Annotated in this window: 17 protein-coding genes; 8 read left to right on the top strand and 9 right to left on the bottom strand. The window is 74.0% G+C overall.

Annotation, left to right across the window (positions count from 1 at the left end; translation table 11 throughout):
- The first annotated feature begins 141 nt into the window (after positions 1–141).
- Entirely contained in the window at positions 142–1,953 is a 1,812-nt protein-coding gene (locus ACFYVJ_RS23730) for a GAF domain-containing protein (protein ID WP_388894793.1), read from the top strand.
- Between the two features lie 42 nt (positions 1,954–1,995).
- Here the strand turns inward: ACFYVJ_RS23730 and ACFYVJ_RS23725 are convergent, their stop codons facing one another.
- A complete protein-coding gene (locus ACFYVJ_RS23725; protein WP_101421329.1) occupies positions 1,996–2,691 on the bottom strand; it encodes a response regulator transcription factor in 696 nt (231 codons plus the stop codon).
- 228 nt (positions 2,692–2,919) lie between these two features.
- On the opposite strand from ACFYVJ_RS23725, the gene ACFYVJ_RS23720 reads away from it, so the two are divergent.
- From ACFYVJ_RS23720 to ACFYVJ_RS23710, 3 genes are all read left to right on the top strand, one after another.
- Positions 2,920–3,525, top strand: a complete 606-nt coding sequence (locus tag ACFYVJ_RS23720) for a hypothetical protein (protein ID WP_388894790.1) — start codon at positions 2,920–2,922, stop codon at positions 3,523–3,525.
- 455 nt (positions 3,526–3,980) lie between these two features.
- On the top strand, positions 3,981–4,631 hold the full coding sequence (locus tag ACFYVJ_RS23715) for a S1 family peptidase (RefSeq protein ID WP_388894787.1): 651 nt from the start codon (positions 3,981–3,983) through the stop codon (positions 4,629–4,631).
- 87 nt (positions 4,632–4,718) lie between these two features.
- Positions 4,719–5,204 carry a hypothetical protein gene (locus ACFYVJ_RS23710; protein ID WP_388894785.1) on the top strand — a complete coding sequence of 162 codons (486 nt, stop codon included), beginning with the start codon at positions 4,719–4,721 and terminating at the stop codon, positions 5,202–5,204.
- Between the two features lie 131 nt (positions 5,205–5,335).
- On the opposite strand, the gene ACFYVJ_RS23705 is transcribed toward ACFYVJ_RS23710, so the two are convergent.
- Complete coding sequence (locus ACFYVJ_RS23705) at positions 5,336–6,070, bottom strand: ANTAR domain-containing protein (protein ID WP_388894782.1); 735 nt, start codon at positions 6,068–6,070, stop codon at positions 5,336–5,338.
- A gap of 444 nt (positions 6,071–6,514) precedes the next feature.
- Between ACFYVJ_RS23705 and ACFYVJ_RS23700 the strand changes: the two genes are divergently transcribed.
- Positions 6,515–7,165 carry a LysE family translocator gene (locus ACFYVJ_RS23700; protein ID WP_388894779.1) on the top strand — a complete coding sequence of 217 codons (651 nt, stop codon included), beginning with the start codon at positions 6,515–6,517 and terminating at the stop codon, positions 7,163–7,165.
- 33 nt (positions 7,166–7,198) lie between these two features.
- Here the strand turns inward: ACFYVJ_RS23700 and ACFYVJ_RS23695 are convergent, their stop codons facing one another.
- From ACFYVJ_RS23695 to ACFYVJ_RS23680, 4 genes are all read right to left on the bottom strand, one after another.
- The gene (locus tag ACFYVJ_RS23695; RefSeq protein WP_388894776.1) at positions 7,199–8,269 is read right to left on the bottom strand and encodes a hypothetical protein; all 1,071 of its coding nucleotides are present in this window, start codon (positions 8,267–8,269) and stop codon (positions 7,199–7,201) included.
- A gap of 140 nt (positions 8,270–8,409) precedes the next feature.
- On the bottom strand, positions 8,410–9,432 hold the full coding sequence (locus ACFYVJ_RS23690) for a hemolysin family protein (protein ID WP_388894774.1): 1,023 nt from the start codon (positions 9,430–9,432) through the stop codon (positions 8,410–8,412).
- On the bottom strand, positions 9,429–10,808 hold the full coding sequence (locus ACFYVJ_RS23685; RefSeq protein ID WP_388894771.1) for a hemolysin family protein: 1,380 nt from the start codon (positions 10,806–10,808) through the stop codon (positions 9,429–9,431). Before ACFYVJ_RS23685 ends, ACFYVJ_RS23690 begins: the two co-directional genes overlap by 4 nt.
- Positions 10,809–11,030: 222 nt before the next feature.
- On the bottom strand, positions 11,031–11,978 hold the full coding sequence (locus ACFYVJ_RS23680) for a LysR family transcriptional regulator (protein WP_388895052.1): 948 nt from the start codon (positions 11,976–11,978) through the stop codon (positions 11,031–11,033).
- Positions 11,979–12,177: 199 nt separating this feature from the next.
- On the opposite strand from ACFYVJ_RS23680, the gene ACFYVJ_RS23675 reads away from it, so the two are divergent.
- Positions 12,178–12,807: a snapalysin family zinc-dependent metalloprotease gene (locus ACFYVJ_RS23675; protein WP_388894769.1), complete on the top strand. Its 630-nt coding sequence runs from the start codon at positions 12,178–12,180 to the stop codon at positions 12,805–12,807.
- A gap of 196 nt (positions 12,808–13,003) precedes the next feature.
- On the opposite strand, the gene ACFYVJ_RS23670 is transcribed toward ACFYVJ_RS23675, so the two are convergent.
- The 3 genes from ACFYVJ_RS23670 to ACFYVJ_RS23660 all read right to left on the bottom strand — a co-directional run bounded on the left by ACFYVJ_RS23670 (position 13,004) and on the right by ACFYVJ_RS23660 (position 18,486).
- Positions 13,004–14,851, bottom strand: a complete 1,848-nt coding sequence (locus ACFYVJ_RS23670; protein ID WP_388894766.1) for a chitinase — start codon at positions 14,849–14,851, stop codon at positions 13,004–13,006.
- Between the two features lie 184 nt (positions 14,852–15,035).
- Entirely contained in the window at positions 15,036–16,364 is a 1,329-nt protein-coding gene (locus ACFYVJ_RS23665) for a DUF2252 domain-containing protein (protein ID WP_388894763.1), read from the bottom strand.
- Positions 16,365–16,605: 241 nt separating this feature from the next.
- On the bottom strand, positions 16,606–18,486 hold the full coding sequence (locus ACFYVJ_RS23660) for a sugar-binding protein (protein WP_388894760.1): 1,881 nt from the start codon (positions 18,484–18,486) through the stop codon (positions 16,606–16,608).
- Positions 18,487–18,731: 245 nt separating this feature from the next.
- On the opposite strand from ACFYVJ_RS23660, the gene ACFYVJ_RS23655 reads away from it, so the two are divergent.
- Together ACFYVJ_RS23655 and ACFYVJ_RS23650 are read left to right on the top strand one after the other, a co-directional pair.
- Positions 18,732–19,607 carry an SAM-dependent methyltransferase gene (locus tag ACFYVJ_RS23655; RefSeq protein ID WP_388894757.1) on the top strand — a complete coding sequence of 292 codons (876 nt, stop codon included), beginning with the start codon at positions 18,732–18,734 and terminating at the stop codon, positions 19,605–19,607.
- Positions 19,608–19,611: 4 nt separating this feature from the next.
- On the top strand, positions 19,612–20,418 hold the full coding sequence (locus tag ACFYVJ_RS23650; protein WP_388894754.1) for an SAM-dependent methyltransferase: 807 nt from the start codon (positions 19,612–19,614) through the stop codon (positions 20,416–20,418).
- Positions 20,419–20,450: the final 32 nt, after the last annotated feature.

Here is a 20,450-nt window from a genome sequence, read left to right as displayed (position 1 = left end):
CCACACTCCGTGAGGCTTTCCGCAGGCCCGCGCCGCATCGTGCATTCGGGTGACCGGGAAAGGCTCCCGGAGCGTGACGACGTGGCTACCGTGGTGCGGGGAGGTGCTGTCTGACCACCCGGGGTCCTGTGGGGGGATGCGATGGCGACAAGCGGACACGGCGGCGGGCACCTGCCCCGCCTCCAGCTCGACCAGCTCCTGGACGAGCTGCAACTGCGCATCGACGAGGTGCGCGGCACCCGCGACCGGGTGCACAGCCTGCTGGAGGCGGTGCTCACGGTCGGCAGGGAGCTGGACCTGCGCCAGGTGCTGCGGCGGATCGTGGAGGCCGCGGTGGTGCTCGTGGACGCCGAGTACGGTGCCCTCGGCGTCATCGAACACGGCGAGCGGCTGGCGCAGTTCATCCCCGTGGGGATCTCCGTCGAGGAGTACGAGGAGATCGGCCCGCTGCCGCAGGGGCACGGCGTGCTCGGCGAGCTGATCCGGCACCCCGAGGCGCTGCGCATCCAGGAGCTCCAGGACCACCCGTCCTCGTACGGCCTCCCGGCCAACCACCCGCCGATGCACTCCTTCCTCGGCGTGCCCATCCGGGTCCGCGACGAGGTCTTCGGCAATCTCTACCTCACCGAGAAGCGCAGCGCCAAGGAGTTCGACGGCGAGGACGAGGCGGTCCTGTCGACGCTCGCCGTGGCCGCGGGCGTGGCGATCGAGAACGCCCGGCTGTACGAAGAGGCCCGCCGCCGGCAGCGCTGGATCGAGGCCAGCGGCGAGGTGACCAACACCCTGCTCTCCGGCGCCCAGGAGGAAGAGGTGCTGGGCCTGATGCTCGACCGGGCCCGCAGCATCCTCAAGGCCGACCTCGGCACCGTCGCGCTGCCCGCCGAGGGCGCCGACGAACTGCGTATCGTGCTCGCCCAGGGCACCGCGGCCGACGTGCTCGAAGGGCGCACGATGCCGATGAAGGGGACGCTGTCCGGCGCCGCCTTCACCAGGGTCGAGCTGGCGATCAGCGACGACGTGACGAAGGACCCGCGGGTACGGAACAGCGTGCTGCCGGCCAACGGCATCGGCCCGGCGGTCGCCGTACCGCTGGGCACCAGCGACGGGCTGCGCGGCGTGCTGCTCGTCGGCCGGGAGGCGGGCGGCGAGCGCTTCGGCCCGGAGGAGACCGACGCCCTGGTGGGCTTCGCCGGGCAGGCGGCGGTGGCCATGGAGCTGGCCCAGCGGCGCCGGGACGCCGAGCAGCTCGCGCTCTTCGAGGACCGCGACCGCATCGCCAGGGACCTGCACGACCTGGCCATCCAGCGGCTGTTCGCCACCGGCATGACGCTGCAGAGCGCGGTGCGCTTCGTGACCCACGAGGAGGGCACCGAGCGGCTGCTGCGCGCGGTGGACGACCTGGACGAGACCATCAAGATCATCAGAACCACGATTTTCGGCCTGCGCAGACACGAGCACGGGCCGACCGCGCAGGGCCTGCGGCTGCGCGTGCTCAGCCAGGTCAAGGACTCGGTCGCCACCCTGGGGTTCACGCCGGTGCTGCGCACCGAGGGGCTGCTCGACACCGACGTGCCGGCGCCGGTGGCCGACCACCTCGTGGCGGTGCTCGGCGAGGCGCTGTCCAACGCCGCCCGGCACGCGGGCGCGTCGTCGGTCGAGATCACGGTGATCGCCGGGCAGGGCCTGGTCGCGCTCACGGTGACGGACAACGGGCGCGGCCTGCCGGCCGGCGGGCGGCGCAGCGGCCTCGCGAACATCGCGGAGCGGGCCAGGCAGCTCGGCGGCGAGCTGATGCTCGACCCGCCGGCCGGCGGTGGTACGCGCCTGGTGTGGCGGGTGCCGCTGGACCGCCGGGCGGCGCGGGAGCCGGGCGGCCCGGAGGAGCGGGCGGACGGGCCGGAGGACGGCGCGGACGGCACGGACGGGAGCGGGCAGGACCCCGGCCGGGGGTGAGCGGCGCGGCGCGCGGGCCGCGGCGGGTGCGTACGGCGGGCGTCACGCGCCCGGCGGGCGGTGGGCCTTGCTGGCCAGCACCGCCGCCTGTATGCGGCGCTCCACGCCGAGCTTGGCGAGCAGCCGCGAGATGTGGTTCTTGACGGTCTTCTCCGACAGGTAGAGCCGCTGGCCGATCTGCCGGTTCGTCAGGCCCTCGCCGATCAGCTCCAGTACGTCGAGCTCACGCGGCGACAGGCCGGCGAGCACCTCGTTCTCCGGTGCGGAAGGGACGTCGTCACGGCGCAGGTTCGTCATCAGCCGGGCGGTGGTGGCGGGGTCGAGCATGGACTGCCCGGAGGCCACGGTCCGTACCGCGGAGACCAGGTCGCCGCCCTTGATCTGCTTGAGCACGTACCCCGAGGCCCCCGCCATGATGGCGTCCAGCAGCGCGTCGTCGTCGTCGAAGGACGTCAGCATCAGGCACGCCAGCTCGGGCATCCGCGAGCGCAGCTCGCGGCAGACCCCGATGCCGTCGCCGTCCGGCAGCCGGACGTCCAGTACGGCGACGTCGGGCCGCAGCGCGGGGCCGCGGGCGAGCGCCTGCGCGAACGTGCCCGCCTCGCCGGTCACTTCGATGCCGGGCTCGGCCTCCAGCAGGTCGCGCAGGCCGCGCCGGACCACCTCGTGGTCGTCGACGAGGAAGACCCTGATGGGCCGGGCCGCCGAGAATTTCCTTTCCACTGTCACGTCGGGCACCTTTCAGTCCTGCTCGGCTGGCTCGATCGTCCTTGGCCGCCGTGCCCCGGGGGTAGGGCCGAACGGGCCCATGACCGGCACGGTGCGGGCACCCGGATGCTACGACCCGCGCGCCGGCGTCCGCCCGGTTCTCGCCGAACGGGGACCGAAGTGCGACAGTCGGTGGGAGAGCCTTTACCCGGGCGCGAGGGAAGCGGATGGGGGGTGCCGATGGCCGCGGGAGCGGGCATGGGGTGCGAGGGGGACCGCCCGGTACGCAGAGTGTGGAGCCGGCGCAACCCCTTCAGACGGCGTACGGACGTGCTGGAGGGCTGGGTGACGTTCGGCGCCTTCGCGGTGTTCGCCCTCGGCGGTACGGCGGCCGCCTGGGCCTCCGCGGCCGCCGTCCACGAGGAGTTGAGCAGCCGCAGCGCGGAGCGGCAGCGTACGACAGCCGTGCTGCTGGAGGACGCGCCGCCGCTGACGATGTTGCGGGGCGACGCGTGGTCGGGCGGCGAGGTGGCCACCAAGGTCCGCTGGCGGGACGTGGACGGGCGGGCGCGCACGGGCCGTACGCCGGTGTCCGCCGGGCTGCTCAAGGGCGCGGAGGCGGAGATCTGGACGGACGCGGCGGGCCGGCACGCCGTCGACCCGCCGCCGCCCGCGGGCGACACCGGCGTGCAGAGCGCCGTGGCCGCCGGCGGGGCGGCCGGGGTGGTGGGGTGCCTGGCGTTCGGGTCCAGGACCGTGGTGCGCGTACGCCTCGACCGCAGGCGCGCGGAGGAGTGGGAGCGCGACTGGGCGCGGGTGGAGCCGCACTGGCGGCAGGGGAGCGCGGGGCCCTCCGAGCGCTAGGGTCTGTCGTTTGGATCTTGTCGGATCAGGGAGCGGCGGCTGGTGCCGTGCATCGCAAGGCAGAGGAGGGAGTCGACGCGGAGCGTCGTCGACCGACGACAACGCCGCGAGGTGCGGTGCCAGGCGTCGCGAGCCCGGCGAAGATCCAAACGACAGACCCTAGCCGGCGAGGCGCGCGCGGCGGCCGGCCGTGCGGGAGGGACGGCGAAGACGAAGGCGAGCCGATGCGGCGCGGGCTTCCGCGCCGCATCGGCTCTCACCCCCCACGCCACGGCTCGCCGAGGCGGATCCAGCATGCCCGGGGCGATACGCACCCGAATAGGGCCGAACGGCTCTGCTGTACGGGGCAGTCGGCCCTGCGCGACAATGCGGTCGCCGACCCCACGACGGGAGGATCCGTGAACTTACGTCGCGCTCCGCTCACCCCGCACCCCGCCCCCCTCAGGCTCACCCCGGTGGCGGCCGTTCTGGCCGCCGTGCTCCTCGCCGTGCTCACCACCCTCGCCCCGCCCGCCGCCGGGGCGCAGGCCCAGGCAGTCCGCGGCGGCGACGTCCTCTACAGCAGCACCGGGCCGTCCTGCCCGGTCGGCTTCAACGCGGGCCGCGGCGGGGAGCGTTACGCCCTGATGCAGGGCCGCTGCGCCGACGCCGCAGGACCGGTCTGGTACGTGGACCCCGCCAGGACGGTGGAGGTCGGCAGGACCGAGAGCGTGAACTTCCCCGGCGGCGACTTCGCCCTGATCCGCTACACCAACCCCGCCTTCACCTACCCCAGCCAGGTGTCGGCCGGTACCGGTGCGATCCAGATCACCGGTGCCGCCCAGCCCTCCGTCGGGCGGCAGATCTGCCACGCCGGCCGGACCACGGGCGTGCACTGCGGCACGGTCCTCTCGCTCAACATCAGCGTCAGCTACCCGGAGGGTGTGGTCTTCGGCCTGTTCAGCTCCAACGTCTGCGTCGAGCCTGGCGACGGCGCCGGGCCCGCCTACTCCGGCGGCACGGCCCTCGGGCTGATCGTGTCCGGCGGTTCGTGCGTCAGCGGCGGGACGACCTTCTACCAGCCGGTGGTCCCCGCACTCCAGGCGTACGGGCTCACCCTGCCCTGAGCCGGCGGGCGGCCGTTCGGCCGTTCGCGCGGGCGAACGGCCGCCGGGCGGAGGGGCGTTGTCAGTGGGCTCGGATAGAACTGATGTATGAATCCTACGGATGCCCGACGCCAGCACTACGCCTTCGCCCACGCCGTGCTCCGCGACTTCGCCCTGACCGCACCGGAGCGCCTGCTCGCCGCCGCGCTCGACGGCTCGCTCGACGCCGAGCTGCGGGCGCTGTGGCGGCAGGCGGGGGCGGGGCTGCCCGCCGGGGAGCAGTCGGACGAACGGCCGGTGGGCCGGCTCGTCCGGCACGACTCCGTCCTCGTCACGCTGCCGCCCGCGGTGGCGCCGCCCGAGGCGCACTTCGTGCTGGTGACGGCGCCGCTGGGGGCGCCGGTGCGCTATGCCACGCTGGAGGCGTCGCCCGGTCCCGCGGGGCGTCCCGCGGCAATGCTGTGCATGTGGGCGATGACGGCGGAAGGACCGGCGCACGCGAGCACGCTGCAGTTCCTGCCGCCGCGCGAGGACCGGTTCCTGGACGCCGCGATGGAACTGCCCAGCGTGCCGCCGACGTTCGCCCTGTCCTGAGTCCCGCCCGGCCTCCGCTGTCCCCGGTCTCCGCCCGCCGGCCCCGCGCCCCCCGGCGCGCGTGCCTGCCGACGGACCGGACCGAAGGACCGGAGCCGGCCGGCGGGAACCGGCCGTCCCAGGGGCCGGATTCAGCCGTCCTGCGGCGCCGGGTCGAGCCCTTCCTCGACCACCTCGCGGGCCACGTCGGCCAGCGGCCTGCGGTTGTTGCGGGCGTGCCCGCGCAGCAGGCGGAACGCCTCGTCGACGGCGATGCTCCGGCGCTGGGCGAGCGCGCCCTTGGCCTGCTCGATGACGATGCGGGAGTTGAGGGCGTTCTGCAACTGCGCCGCGACCGCCGTCTGTTCGGCCAGCGCGCGCTGCTGCAGGATGCCGAGGGTGGCGACGTCGGCGAGCGCCTGGCCCAGCCGCAGTTGCGCGGCGTGCAGGGTGCCGGGCCGGTCCCGGAAGAGGGTGAGTGCGCCGACCGTCTGGCCCCGTACCTGCATCGGCGCGGAGGCGACGAGGGCGAAGCCCAGCTCCAGCGCCCGGCCGGTGAAGCGGGGCCAGTCCGCGCGGGCCCGCGCGTGCGCGAGCGCGATGGCGGGCATGGGTCTCGCGGTGCGGAAGCAGTCCACGGCGGGGCCCTCGCCCCACTCCACCTCCGCCTCCTCCAGGGCGTGCGCGCGCTCGTCGGAGGCCGACGCGGTCAGCGCGGCACCGTCGTCGGCGGCGAGGACGACGCCCGCGGCGCTGACGTCGACCAACTCGGCGCAGTGCAGCGCTAGCCTGCGCGCGTGCTGCTCGACGTCGAAATCGCTGTCGAGGGTGTCGGCCAGGTCCACGAACGCGGCGGCCAGACCTTCCTCTCGCGACTCCTCGGGCATGGGGTCGTCACCTCGTTTCACGGCTGCTGTGCCGGCCGGATGTGCGGCCGGACGTGCCGCCGGAGGTCACGCGCGACCCGCTGCCCGCATCCGGGCACGTGGGCTGAACTCGGGAGTGCTTCCCGGTCGAGCGTGGGCGCGCACCGGGACTTGCTCCCGGCGATGGGCGGTTCGCTCGTGCTCCGGCGACGGCCCACCGGGGTCCGGGGTGGTCGTGGCAGACCACATTAGACGGCTGCGGCACGGGGGGCGAAGCTGCCCCGCGGACGCGGGCGTTCAGCGAGCGTTCCGCGGTCGTCCGGGACCGCGGATGGCATATGCCGCGACGGTGCGCAGGACTCGCGGAGGCGGTGTACGAGGGCCGGGCGACAGTCCCGCGGCGGCGCGTCCCGGCATCCGGAATTCGGTCGCCCGGCACGGCGGCGCGGTGCCAGTATCGCCGCCATGGTCGACCTGTCCCTCCTCGCCGCCTTCGTCGTGGCGATCTTCGTGCTCTCCATCACCCCCGGCCCCGACATGATGTTCATCGTGGCCATGGGCGGGCGCGGCGGCTCCGGCATGGGCGTGATGGCCGCGGCCGGCGTGGCCTGCGGCATGCTCGTGCACGCCTGCGCCGCCGCCCTCGGGCTCTCCGCGCTCTTCGGCGCGCTGCCGGTGCTCTACCACGTGCTCCGCTGGCTCGGCGCCGCCTACCTCCTCTACCTCGCGATCCGCGCCTTCCGGGACCGCTCCGTGCCCGGCGGCGAGGACGACGCGGCGGCCGGCGCCGACGGCGGGCGCAGCGGTCCCCGGCCGCGCCGCGCGTTCTGGCAGGGAATGATCACCAACCTGCTGAACCCCAAGGTCATCATGTTCAACATCGCGTTCCTGCCGCAGTTCGTGGACCCCGGCCGCGGCCATCTGCCGCTGCAGTTGCTCCTCCTCGGCATCATCGGCGTCATCGTGGGCTTCTGCGTCGACGGCTCGGTCGGCCTGCTCTCCGGCCGGCTGTCGCGGGCGCTGCGCCGCAGCCGCCGGCTGGCGCGCGGGCTCAACATCTTCAGCGGCACGGTCTTCGCCGGCCTTGCCGTACGGCTGGCGGCCACACCCCGCTGAGCCCGCACCCGGGAGCCCCGGGCCCGGGCGCCCTCACGCCGGGGTGAGGCCCGCCCGGGGCGCGGGTGCGGGGGCGAGCAGCGCCCAGCTCCGCGCGTCGCCCCACGCCGAGTCCGGGGCGACGTACGGGCGCAGCAGCTCGTCGAGTTCGGGGTCGGCGAGACCGGCCAGTGCGTCGGAGGCCCGCTTGCGGGCGATCCCCGCGAGGAAGTCGGCGAGCTGCACCCGCGGATCGGTCTCGGCGTCGACGAAGCGCAGCCCGCGCAGCCGCGCCCGGGGCGGCCGGCACACCTCGTACAGCCGCGCCACCCGCTCGTCCGTCAGCGCCGTCTGCCGGTCGTGCACGACCGTCACCGGCGCCCCGTCCCGCCCCCAGTACGCGACCGCGGCGGCCAGCGCCGGCAGCAGCGAGTCCAGCGCGGGCACGGTCCGCGGGTCTTCGAGGAGCGCGGCACGCAGCGCCTCGGTCCGCGGCCGCGCCTGCCGTACGAGCCCCAGCAGCCGCCCGGCCTCGCCCGGCGCCCCGGCCCGGTGCAGCTCGCCGGCCAGCCCGAAGAAGCCGTCCGCCGAGGTCTCCGCGCCCCGGCGGGTGTTGATCCACATCAGCTCGTTGAACGCGGCGAGGAACGCCCGCCAGCGCTCGCCGCCGTAGAGGCGCGGGCCCGCGCGGTACAGCTCGCCCGCGGGGCCGCGCGCGTGCGCGCCGCGCAGCATCGCCGCCGCGTCCGCCGGGTCCGTGCCCGACACCAGCAGGTCCACGATCCGGGCGACGGCGAAGAAGGACTTCTCCGTCAGGTGCACGCGGGCGCGGCCGGGGAGCGGCCCGCCGGGGCCGAGGAACCACAGCAGCGTGCCGCGGTGCTTCTCGCGCTGGAGGTGGTTCGCCTTGTAGACGGTGGCGGGGGAGCGGATGCGGTTTCGCAGCTCGCGGATGCAGTCAGCCGCGTCCGCGGCCGGGACCGTCACAGCGGCGTGGGCGAAGACGTCGGTGATGCCGCCGACGAGGTTCTCGCCCTCGTAGCCGGACTCGTCGCAGAACAGCTCGACGCCGGGTGCCGGGGGTACGGGGGCGTCCGCGGGCGCGCCGGAGGGCGGACCGTGCATGAGCCGCCTCCCGCCGTCGCCGAGAGCGCGACCGTACCGCGGCCGGTCCCCGCACACGAGGGGTTTTCCCGCGCGCCGCCGCCCGCCCGCCGGCCCGTACCCCCGGCGGGAGCCGGTGGGCGGGGCCGGCGGGCGAGCGCTCAGGCCGCGGCCGGTGCGGGGCCCACCAGCTCCGACAGGACGTCCTCCATGGTGACGAAGCCCAGCACCCGGCCCTGGTCGCCGGTGACGGCCGCCAGATGGCTGCCGGCGGCGCGCAGGGCGGTCAGCGTGTCGTCCAGCGGGGTGTCGATGGCCACCCGCGTCATCGGGTGCAGCGCCGTACGCGGGAACGGTGCGTCCCGCTCCGTCACCCCGAGGGTGTCCTTGATGTGCAGGTAGCCCAGCAGCGCGCCGCCCCGGTCGGTGACCGGGAAGCGGGAGAAGCCCGCCTCGGCGGCCAGCCGCTCCAGGCGCGCCGGGGTGACGGTGTCCTCGACGGTCGTCATGGTGCCCGCGGGCACCAGGATCTCGCCGACCGGCCGGGTGCCCAGCTCCAGCGCGTCCCGCAGCCGCTCGCCGTCGGCCGGCTCCAGCAGCCCGGCCTGGCTGGCGTCGGTGACCATGCGGGCGAGCTGGTCGTCGGTGAAGACCGCCGCCACCTCGTCCTTCGGCTCCACCCGCAGCAGCTTCAGCAGCACGTTCGCGAAGGCGTTGATGCCGAAGACCACCGGGCGCAGCGCCCGGGTCACCGCGACCAGCGGGGGGCCCAGCAGCAGCACCGTGGGCACGGGCGCGGCCAGCGCGATGTTCTTCGGGATCATCTCGCCGATGAGCATGTGCAGGTACGTCGCCACGGTCAGCGCGATCACGAACGCGATCGGGTGCACCGCGGCGGACGGCACGTTCGACGCCTCGAAGCCGGGCTCCAGCAGGTGCGCGATGGCCGGTTCCGCGACCGCGCCCAGCACCAGCGAGGAGACGGTGATGCCGAGCTGGGCCGTGGCCATCATCGCGGAGAGGTGTTCGAGGCCGTAGAGCGTGATGCGGGCGCGCTTGTGCCCGCGGCGGGCCTGCGGCTCGATCTGGCTGCGCCGCACGGAGATCATCGCGAACTCCGCGCCGACGAAGAAGGCGTTCGTGACCAGCGTCAGGGCGCCGATCCACAGTTGCAGCGCGGTCACCGGCGCACCTCCTCCGCGGGCCGGCGCTGGTCGGGCGCGGCGGCCCGGCGCGGCGGCGCGGCAGCGGCCGCGTCCTCGGCGGGAGCGGTGATCCGGACCCGGTCGGCGCGGTGGTGCTCGACGGCCAGGACGTCCAGCCGCCAGCCGGCGAGGTGCACCGCGTCGCCCTTGGCGGGGATGCGGGCCAGCAGCGTGGCGATCAGCCCCGCGACGGTCTCGTACGGCCCCTCTGGGGCCTCCAGGCCCAGCTCCGCGAGCTGGTCAAGGCGGACGCTGCCGTCGGCGTCCCAGGTGGGCCTGCCGTCCGCGCCGACGCCCGCCGGCTGCAGGTCGGGCAGCTCGACCGGGTCGTGCTCGTCGCGTACCTCGCCGACGACCTCCTCCACGATGTCCTCCATGGTGGCCACGCCCGCGGTGCCGCCGTACTCGTCGATGACCACGGCCATCGTGCGCCGCTCGCGCAACTGCTCCAGCAGCCGGTCGGCGGGCAGCGTCTCGGGCACCAGCAGCGGCTCGGTGGCCAGCTCGGTGACCGGCGTCGCGGCCCGGGTGCGGGGTTCGAGCGCGAGCACGTCGCGGATGTGCACCGTGCCGACGACCTCGTCCAGGCTGTGCGCGTAGACGGGGAAGCGGGACAGCCCGGTGGCGTGGGCGAGGTTCGCGGCGTCGAGGGCGGTGGCGCCGGACTCCAGCGCCTTGACGTCGACGCGGGGCGTCATGACGTTCTCCGCGGTCAGCTCGTGCAGGTGCAGGGTGCGGACGAACAGCTCGGCGGAGTCCGGCTCCAGCGCACCGCCCGCGGCGGAGTGCCGGGCCAGCGAGACCAGTTCGTCGGGCGTACGGGCCGAGGCCAGCTCCTCGGCGGGCTCGAGACCGACGCGGCGCACGACGCGGTTCGCGGTGCTGTTCAGATGGCGGATGAACGGGCCGAAGGCGGCAGTGAAGCCGCGCTGCGGCCCGGCCACGGTTTTCGCCACGGCCAGCGGCCGGGCGATCGCCCAGTTCTTCGGCACCAGCTCGCCGATCACCATCAGGACCACCGTGGACAGTGCCACGCCCAGCAGCGTCGCGACCGGCGGCGCCGTGCCGCCCAGGCCCATGGCCTCCAGCGGGCCGCGCAGCAGCGTGGCCAGCGAGGGCTCGGCCAGCATGCCGATGACCAGCGAGGTCACGGTGATGCCGAGCTGGGCGCCGGAGAGCTGGAAGGTGAGCCGGCGGACGGCCTTCAGGGCGCCCTCGGCGCCCCGCTCACCCGCGGCGGCGGCCCGCTCCAGGTCGCCGCGCTCGACGGTGGTCAGGGAGAACTCGGCCGCCACGAAGATCGCGCAGGCCAGGGTGAGGGCCAGGGCGGCGAGCAGCAGAAGGATCTCGGTCACCGTGCCACCCCCGCCCCGTCGCTCGTTCTCCGGCGGGCTGTGGCACGGCTGGTACTGGGAGGTTCGCCCATTGCGGGACCGCTGCTCCTTCGTGATCGTCGGCGGGGTGCCGGAAGTGTCTCCTGTCGAGTGTCTCCGACACCAGGGTAAAGGGATAGTAAACCGGCTTGCGCGCCCGCGGCCAGGCACGGAGGGGTGCGGGCGGGCCGGCGTCAGCTGGCGTCAGGTGAGCAGCAGCGGGTTGTCGTTGCGGTGCAGCCAGCGCAGATACGTCTCGGTGGACCTGGCCGCCTCGCGGTAGGCGTCCTCCAGCGCGCTGTAGACGGCGTGGAACTCGCCGTCGGTGGTCGAGGCCGCCCGGGCGGCCAGCAGCAGCCGTACGGTCAGCGGGTCGCCGCGCAGCGGCCTGATCGCCATGCCGGGGCGCGGCGTCGAGGTGGGCTGGCACGGGGTGACCGCGACCCCGGCCCGTACCAGGTCGGCGCCCGTCAGATAGTCGCCCTGGATGACCCGCAGCTCGAGACCGGCGCTGGCGAACATCCGGCGGATGCCGTGCCACTCGCCGTCCACGTGCGGGTCGATGACCCACGGGTGCCCGCAGAGGTCGGCGAGCGCCACCTCCTCGCCCGCGGCCGCGGGGTGCGCCGCGGGCAGCGCGACGAACTGCGGCTCGCGCCAGAGCAGCGTGCGCTGGCCGACGCCGTCGGGTACGCGCAGCGGGCAGCCGGTGACCTCGTGCACGAACGCGACGTCGAGCTGGCCCTCGGCGACCATCCGCAGCAGCGAGTTCGGCGACGGGTCGACGCGGATGGAGACGTCCGTGTCCGGGAACCGCCCGCGCAGCCGGCACAGCCAGCCGGCCACCGCCCGGTTCGCGGTGCTGCCCAGCCGCAGCCGGGGCCCGCTCTCCAGCGCGCGGGCCTCCTCGCGCGCCTCGCTGACCAGGGTGGACATCTCGGCGATGATCGGCCGGGCGCGGGCCGTCACGGAGCGGCCGAGCGGGGTCGGGCGGCAGCCCGACCGGTCGCGTACGAACAGCCGGCCGCCCACGGCCCGTTCGATGCGGTTCAACTGGGCCGTCAGGGCGGGCTGGGAGACTCCGAGCCACCTGGCCGCCCCGTGCACACTTCCGGCGTCGGAGATCGCGCACAGCGCGCGCAGATGCCTCAACTCCAGCTCCACGCGGGGAGCATAGCCGCAATTATTTGTCAGGGGCACTACACCTATGCGCCGTTCCGCCCCGGCGGCGGGCGCCGGCGGGGGTGGGATCGCACGCCGCTATCACCGGATGAGATCTGCCCCCGGCCACCTCTTCGCCCGCAGACTCCTCACCGACCGACCGACCAATCGTTCGTGAGGAGAAACCCCCATGAAGCTCTCCGGAAGACTGGTCTCGACCGCCTTGGGCCTCGGCCTGGCGCTGACCGGCCTGGCCGCCTCCCCGGCACCCGCGGCCGACCACCACGACCGGCAGACGACGCAGGCCACCGCCTCCGCGGCGTATGTCGGGCACGACAAGGAACAGCAGGCGCAGAACCGGGCCTTCTTCGAGATGATCCGGGACAAGGCGCGCGAGAAGCAGGCGGCCGAACCCGGCTACCAGGCCATCACCATCACGTACAACGACGCCAGCGCGCCCAACTACCAGGGCGACATATCCCAGAGCACCCAGATCTGGAACAACGCCACCAACAACATCACGCTGGCCGAGACCTCCGGCTCCGGCGACTTCAGCTACCGCCAGGGCAACGACCCGCGCGGCAGCCACGCCGTCACCGACGGCCGCGGCCACGGCTACGTCTTCCTGGACCTGCGCCAGACGCAGCAGTACTACTCGCTGCGCGTCGTCACCCACGAGACCGGCCACATCCTCGGCCTGCCGGACAACTACAGCGGCCCGTGCAGCGAACTGATGTCCGGCGGCGGCCCCGGCACCTCCTGCCGCAACGCCTACCCGAACGCGAACGAAGCCGCCCGCGTGGACCGCAACTTCGGCTGAGCCGGACCCGGTTCCGGGCCGCGCCCGGAACCGGCCGCCGGCCGAGCCCGGTCCCGGCCCCACACGGGACCGGCGGGCCGCTGCCCGCGGGCCGAGTGCCCGGCGGCCCGACCGCGCCCGCCCCGCGAATCCGCGGGGCGGGCGCGGCGCGCGTCCGGCCGCCCGGGGCCGGCGCACGTCTCCGGCTCCGGCCCTCCTACGGCCAGTAGGCGTCGAAATTCCTGCTGAACTCCCAGTTGTTGTACCGGTCCCAGTTGATCGACCAGGTCATCAGCCCGCGCATGCCGGGCCAGGTGCCGTGGGTCCGGTACGAGCCGCAGTTGCTGCCCTTCGTCAGGCAGTCCAGCGTCTTGTTCACCTCGCCGGTCGACACGTGCCCGTTGCCTGCCTGGGTGCTGGCCGGCATCCCGATGGCCACCTGGTCGGGCCGCAGCGCGGGGAAGAACCGCTCGGCGTTGCCCGCGACCGGGAAGCCGGTGAGCAGCATGTCCGTCATCGCGATGTGGAAGTCGGCGCCGCCCATGGTGTGGTACTGGTTGTCCAGGCCCATGATCGGGCCGGAGTTGTAGTCCTGGACGTGCAGCAGTGTGAGCGAGTCGCGCAGCGCGTGGATCACCGGCAGGTACGCGCCGCAGCGCGGGTCCTGGCCGCCCCACTGGCCGGTGCCGTAGAACTGGTAGCCCATCTGCACGAAGAACGTCTCCGGCGCCATGGTGAGCACGAACCGCTCGCCGTACTTCGCCTTGAGCGTCTTCAGCGCCGAGATCAGGTTGACGATCGACGGGGTGGTGGGGTTCCGGAAGTCGGTGTCGCCGTTGTCGAGCGAGAGCGAGTGGCCCTCGAAGTCGATGTCGACGCCGTCGAGCCCGTACTCGTCGATGATGCCGCCGACCGACCGGACGAAGGCGTCGCGCGCGGCCGTGCTGGTCAACTGGACCTGCCCGTTCTGGCCGCCGATGGACAGCAGCACCTTCTTGCCCGCGGCCTGCTTGGCCTTGATCGCCGCCTTGAAGTCCGCCACCGGCTCCACGTTCTGGCACTCGGTCTGCGGGCAGAGCGCGAAGCGGATGTCGCCGGAGGTCGACGAGGTGGGCTCGCCGAAGGCGAGGTTGATGACGTCCCAGCTCGCCGGGACGTCCGCGAGCCGGGTGTAGCCCGAGCCGTTGGCGAAGCTGGTGTGCAGATAGCCGACGAGGGCGTGCGGGGGCAGGGTGCCGCCGGGGTTGCCGCCGCCGTCGCCGGTGGTGGCGCTGACCGCGGTGGACCTGGGGGACTCGCCGGCGGCGTTGGTGGCGGTCACCTCGAAGCGGTACGCGGTCCTGGGCGTCAGCCCCGTGACGGTGGCCGAGGTGCCGGTCACGGAGGTGGCGCGGGTGCCGTCCCGGTAGACGGTGTAGCCGGTCGCGCCGCTCACCGCGCCCCAGGACAGCGTGACGGAGGTGGCGGTGGTGGCGCCGGCCGCGAGCCCCGAGGGGGCGGCGGGGGCGGTGCCCGGGTCGCCGCCGGGTCCGGTGAGCGTGAGGTCGTCGGCGTGGTACGCGGGCTGGCCGTACCAGCCGTGGGTGTAGACCGTCACCGAGGTGGTGTTCGGGCCGGTGGTGAAGGACGTGTTCAGCTCGGTCCAGGTGCTCGCGGCGGGGGTCCAGTCCGCGACGTCCGTGGTGCCGGTGCCGCGGGCGCCGAGGTAGGCGTACGCGCCCTGCACCCAGCCGCTCAGCGCGTACTGCGAGTTGGGGCGCACGGGCACGGTCTGGGTGCACTGGCCCTGGTCGCCGCCCGACGGCTGGACCCGCAGGGCGGACGCACCGCTGCGCACCGGGCTGGTGACCGCGGAGCCGCTGCCGGCGGAGCAGCTCCAGCCGTCGAGACCGGCCTCGATGCCGCCGTTGCGGACGAGGTTGGGCTCCGCGGCCGCCTCGGGCGCGGTGGCCCCTGCGGCGGTGCCGGAGAGCGCGCCGGCCAGCAGGGCGAGCGCGGCGAGCAGGGCCGCGAGCGGGGCGCTGCGGCCGGAACGGTGTCTGGAGAAGCGCGGGAATCGGTCCACAACTGCCTCCACGGCTTGGGGTGTTGGGGCCTGGCGGGGATGCGCGTGGGACAGGTTGGTCCAGACCAATAATGATGTCAAGGGGACGCGTACACGTCAGGGCGCGCACGCCGTCCGCGTACGCGCCCTGTGCCGCCGCCGTGTTCCGCCGTCAGGAGGCCGTCGTGGAAACCGGGGGCTTCCCTCAGAGGCCGGAGATCCGCCCGTTGCGGAAGAGGTCGACGAAGATCTGGTGGTCCGCCCGCGCCCGTACGCCGTAGTCGTGCGCGAAGTCCACCAGCATCTCGGTGAACCCGTCGGCGTCCGCCGAGATCGCCTGGTCGATCGCCTGCTCCGTCGAGAACGGCACCAGCGAGTGCCCGCTCTCCGCCACGTCCGCCGCCGCGTGCATGGTGGCGGTGGCCCGGCCCAGGTCGCCCACGACGGCCGCGGCCTGCTCCGGGTCGTCGATGTCCGACCAGTCCAGGTCCACCGCGTACGGAGACACCTCCGCGACCAACTGCCCCGCCCCGTCCAGCTCGGTCCAGCCCAGCCACGGGTCGGAGGCGGCCTGCAGCGCGCGCTGCGAGATGACCGTGCGGTGCCCCTCGTGGTGGAAGTAGCCGCGGATCGCCGGGTCGGTGACGTGCCGCGCCACCGCCGGGGTCTGGCCGCGCTTCATGTAGATGACGATGTCGTTCTCCAGGGCGTCGCTGTGCCCTTCGAGGAGGATGTTGTACGACGGGAGCCCCGCGCTGCCGATCCCGATGCCCCGGCGGCCCACCACGTCCTTCACCCGGTACGCGTCCGGGCGCCGCTCCCGGCCGCCGGAGGGCAGCGTCTCCAGATAGCCCTCGAACGCGTCGAGCACCCGGGCGCGGGTCGACGCGTCCAGCTCGATGGCGCCGCCGCCGGAGGTGAAGCGGCGCTCGAAGTCCCGTACCTCCGTCATCGACTCCAGCAGCCCGAAGCGGGTGTGCGCACGGGCGGTGCGCAGCGCGCCGAGGAGCGGTCCTGTGGCGGTGTCGAGGGTGAAGGGCGGCACCTCGTCGTCCTTGGCGCCGGCGGCGAGGGCGCGGATGCGCTCGCGATAGGCGCCGGCGTAGGCGCGGACGAGGCCGGAGATCTGGCCGTCGCTGAGCGCCTTGGTGTAGCCGATGAGCGCCAGCGAGCCGGCCAGCCGCTTGACGTCCCAGGTGAACGGGCCGACGAACGCCTCGTCGAAGTCGTTGACGTTGAAGACGAGCCGGCCGTTGGCGTCCATGTAGGTGCCGAAGTTCTCGGCGTGCAGATCGCCGTGGATCCAGACCCGGCCGGTCTGCTCGGTCAGGAACGGGTCGCCGCGCTCGCCGGCCTCCAGGTCGTGGTAGTAGAGGGCGGCGGTCCCGCGGTAGAAGGCGAACGCCGAGGCCGCCATCTTGCGGAACTTGAGCCGGAAGGCGGCGGGATCGGCGGCGAGCAGCTCACCGAATGCGGAGTCGAAGACGGCGAGTATTTCCTCGCCGCGCTGAGCGTCCTTGGTGTCCGTGACCATGCGGCTCACGATACCGGCGGAGCACCCCTCCGAACGGGGCGCCCGGGGTGCCCGGGAAGTGCGGTCCGCGCCCCGCCGGGGCGGGCGGGGCGCGGGGCGTACGCCCGGCGGGCGCGCGTCAAGGGCGCGCGCCCGCCGGGGGCTTCGGCCGGGCCGGAGCCGGCCCGTCCTCCTGCTGTTTCTGCCTTTGTCCTTCTGCCGGTCTGCCGGTCTGCCGGTCTGCCGTTGCCCGTGCGCCGCGTCAGCGGCGGGGGCGCGGGCCGACCGCGAGCGGGACGCCCGTACGCCGCGACTGCGCCACCGATGCCGGCGAGTCCTCGCTGCGTGCCGCGTCCTTCGGGATCTCCGGCTCGGCCGGCTCCGTGGGCCGGTCCGCCGGCGGGGTGTACCCCTCCAGCGTCGCGGTGCCCCAGACGTACGGGTCGGCCTGGGCGCTGCCGAACGGCGACCACGCAAGCCGGGTCTGACCCGTCTTGTCGTCGGTGTCCGAGTCGTACACCAGCACGTTGAGCGCGAACTTCTCCGGGTCCGCCGCGGCCGGCAGGTCGGCCAGCGCGATCTTCGCCTCGATCGTGTAGCCCCGGTACGGGTCCGAGACCGCCGAGACCACCCGCATCCCGGGCGCCGTGGTGGCCGCCGGGCCCTGCCGGTTGTCGCCGTCGCGCTCGGCCGCCGCACCGCCGCCGTTCGCGGTGTACGGGAAGATGCCCGTCTTGAAGGTCGTCGAGGTGTCGTCGGCGGTGCCACGCGGGTCGAGGGTGATCTCGACCGCGTCCGTACGCCAGTGGCGCTTGGCGTCGCTCTCCTCCAGCGCCGTGCCCCTGCGGTCGTCGGTGACCTTGACGAACACGTACAGGTCGTCACCGTGCCGCGACAGCTTCGCCGTGGCCGAGATGTCCTCCGCGCCGACCTTCTCGCCCTCCCAGTGCACCAGCGGCAGCTCCGGGCCCGGGTACTCGCCGGGACGCTCCACCCCGTCGAGCACGGGGGCGGTGGCGACCTCGGGGATCGTCGTGGCCGGGGCGGCGGGGTACGTGGGCTGGGTGTCGTTCGCCAGCCACGGCAGCCCGACGCGCTCCGTCCAGTCGCGGAACTCCGCGTACAGCGGGCGCAGCTCGCCCTGGGACCGCACCTTCGACTTCACGGCCTTGCCGTTCGCCGCCAGCACCGTGTACCAGTCCGAACCCAACTGCTCGGGGTCGGTCGGCACCTGCGGCGGCCGCGCGGCCCAGCCCTGCGTGACGTACTTGCGGGCGGCGTTGCGCTCCACCTGCGCCCAGCTCGTGCCGTACTCCTTGCTGGGGGTGCCGGTGAAGACGCCGAAGACGGGCAGGCCGCTGGCGCGGTCCGTGCGCCGCTGCTTCGGGGCGTCCGGGCCGAGCAGGCTGCCGAAGCCGTAGTTCTGCGCGAGCAGCAGCCGCGGGCGGTGCGGGCGGTAGCCCTCCTTGGTGATCTGCGAGCGGAACGCGCGCGGGTCGCCGGCGAGGAAGAACGCCTCGATGGCCAGCCGCGCGGACAACTGGTGGCCGCCGTGCTGGTTGAAGGGGCGCGGGTCCATCGTCACGACCGTGTCGGGCGTGGTGGCGCGGATCAGCCGGACGACGCGCTCCAGCGTGTCGTCCACGTCCCAGATCGCGGCCGTCAGCGGGCCGGACAGGGTGTACCAGAAGTCGGGCTTGTCCAGGTAGTAGATGTTGTCGATGCCGGCGAGGCCGACCGCCTCGCGCTCCTCGTCCTCGCGCATCTGGCCGAGCGGCGGGCCCTCCTCCGGGCCGACCGCGTTGCCGCCGCCCTCGCCGCGGGTGACGGTGAGCACGCCGGTGCTCAGCCCGTGCTGCTCCCGCCACTGCCCGAAGGTCGCGAGGTTGCCGCACTCGTCGTCCGGGTGCGCGCCGACGAAGAGCACGTCGTTGTGGGCGCGGTCCCGCCGTCCCGGCGGCGCCTTGCGCGGGCGCGGCACGCTCCAGTCGTCCGCCCACGCGGACGGGGCGGTCGCGCCCAGTGCCGTACCGACGATGCCGGACACCAGTGCGGCCGAGACGAGCCGCCGGCTCGGCCCTGACCGGTCCGCGTCCTGTGCCCCTGCGGGCTCCGTTCTGTCCCCCTGCGCCGAGTTCGTCACCGATGGCCTCCCCTTGACGTACGTGGTGAGCCCTGCTTGACGAGGGCTCACGACCGACCTTTCTAAGCCAGTCCGGGAGCGGGGGCAAGGGGTTTGTCAGGACATCTTGTCAACTGGACTTCGGGCGGCGGCTCCCCGCGCGTTCCGCGGTGTTCCCAACTGAGCGCACGGGAACGGGAGTACGAGACAAACCGCACCGGGTGTGACAGAGTGCGGATCATCCGACGGCGTAATCCGGAGCGCATGTGACCACCGAGAGCGGCGAGACGGCCTGGCTGAGCACCGTGGCCGGGACGTCCTGGACCCCGCCCGAGATCGATTTCACCAAGCCGCAGACCGCCCGGATGTACGACTACTACCTGGGCGGCAAGGACCACTACGCGCCGGACCGGGAGACCGCCGAGCGGGTCGTCGGGGTCTGGCCCAGCGTGGGCAAGTTCGCCCGCGCCAACCGGCACTTCATGCACCTGGCCGTCGAGCGGCTGGCCGCCCTCGGCGTCGACCAGTTCCTGGACGTCGGCACCGGCATCCCCACCTCGCCGAACGTCCACGAGATAGCCCAGGCCGTACGCCCCGCGGCGCGCATCCTCTACACCGACCACGACCCCGTGGTGCTCGCGCACGCCCGCGCCCTGATGAACTCCACCGCCGCGGGCCGCATCGACTACATCCAGGGCGACCTGCGCCGCCCGGAGACCATCCTCGGCCACCCCTGCATGACCGGCGCCGACCCGGCCCTCGACCTCGCCCGGCCCGTCGCCGTCAACCTCGTGGCGATCATGCACTTCATCACCCCCGAGGACGACCCGCGGCGCATCGTCGGCGCCCTGATGGACGCACTGCCCGCCGGCAGCCACCTCATCCTCAGCCACATCACCGCCGAGTTCGCCCCCGCGGAGGTCGAGGCCGCCGCCCGGCTCTACCACCGCCAGGGCCTGCCCGCGCACGCCCGCGACGAGAGCGAACTCGCCGGACTCGTCGACGCCCTCGGCCTCGACCTGCTGCCGCCCGGCATCCTGCCCGTCAACCGCTGGTCCCCCGACACCCCGGAAGAACCGCCCGCGCCCCTGTACACCGATGCCGAGGCATCGTGCCTGGGCCTCATCGCGAGGAAGCCGTGACGCCGTGAGCGACGACGAAGCGCCGCGGCTCGCCGGCGCCATCGACACCTCCGTCCCGCACTCGGCGCGGGTCTGGAACTACTGGGTCGGCGGCAAGGACAACTACGAGGTCGACCGCGCGGCCGGCGACGAGGTGCTCTCGGTCTACCCGCAGCAGGCGGAGAAGGCCCGCGCCTGCCGCGCGTTCCTCATCCGCACGGTGCGCTGGCTGGCGGCGGAGGCCGGCATCCGCCAGTTCCTCGACGTCGGCACCGGGCTGCCCACGGAGAACAACACCCACGAGGTGGCGCAGCGCGTGGCCCCCGAGTCGCGCATCGTCTACGTCGACAACGACCCCATGGTCCTCACCCACGCCCGCGCCCTGCTGACCAGCACCCCCGAGGGCGTCACGACGTACCTCGACGCGGACGTCCACGACCCCGGCGCGATCCTCGCCCGGGCCGCAGGCACCCTCGACCTCGGCCGCCCGGTGGCCCTGATGCTGCTGGGCATCCTCGGCCACGTCGAGGACCACACCACGGCCCGCGGCCTCGTCTCCCGCCTGCTCGCGGGGCTGCCGCCGGGCAGCTTCCTGGTGCAGTACGACGGCACGGACACCAGCCCGGAGTACGTCGAGGCGCTCCGCCGCTACGCGGCCGCCGGCGGCGTCCCGTACCGCCTCCGCGCCCCGGACCAGATCAAGGCGTACTACGAGGGGCTGGAGCTGATCGACCCGGGCGTGGTGCCCATCCCCACCTGGCGGCCCGACCCGACGCCGTTCGCCGGTCCGCGGGACGTGGACCAGTGGGGCGGCGTCGGCCGCAAGCGGTAGCCGCGGGGGCCACAGCGGCCACGGTACGGGCG

Source organism: Streptomyces sp. NPDC004134, assembly GCF_042874195.1.
Taxonomy (GTDB): Bacteria; Actinomycetota; Actinomycetes; order Streptomycetales; family Streptomycetaceae; genus Streptomyces.
This window is presented reverse-complemented; position numbering and strand designations above follow the sequence as displayed.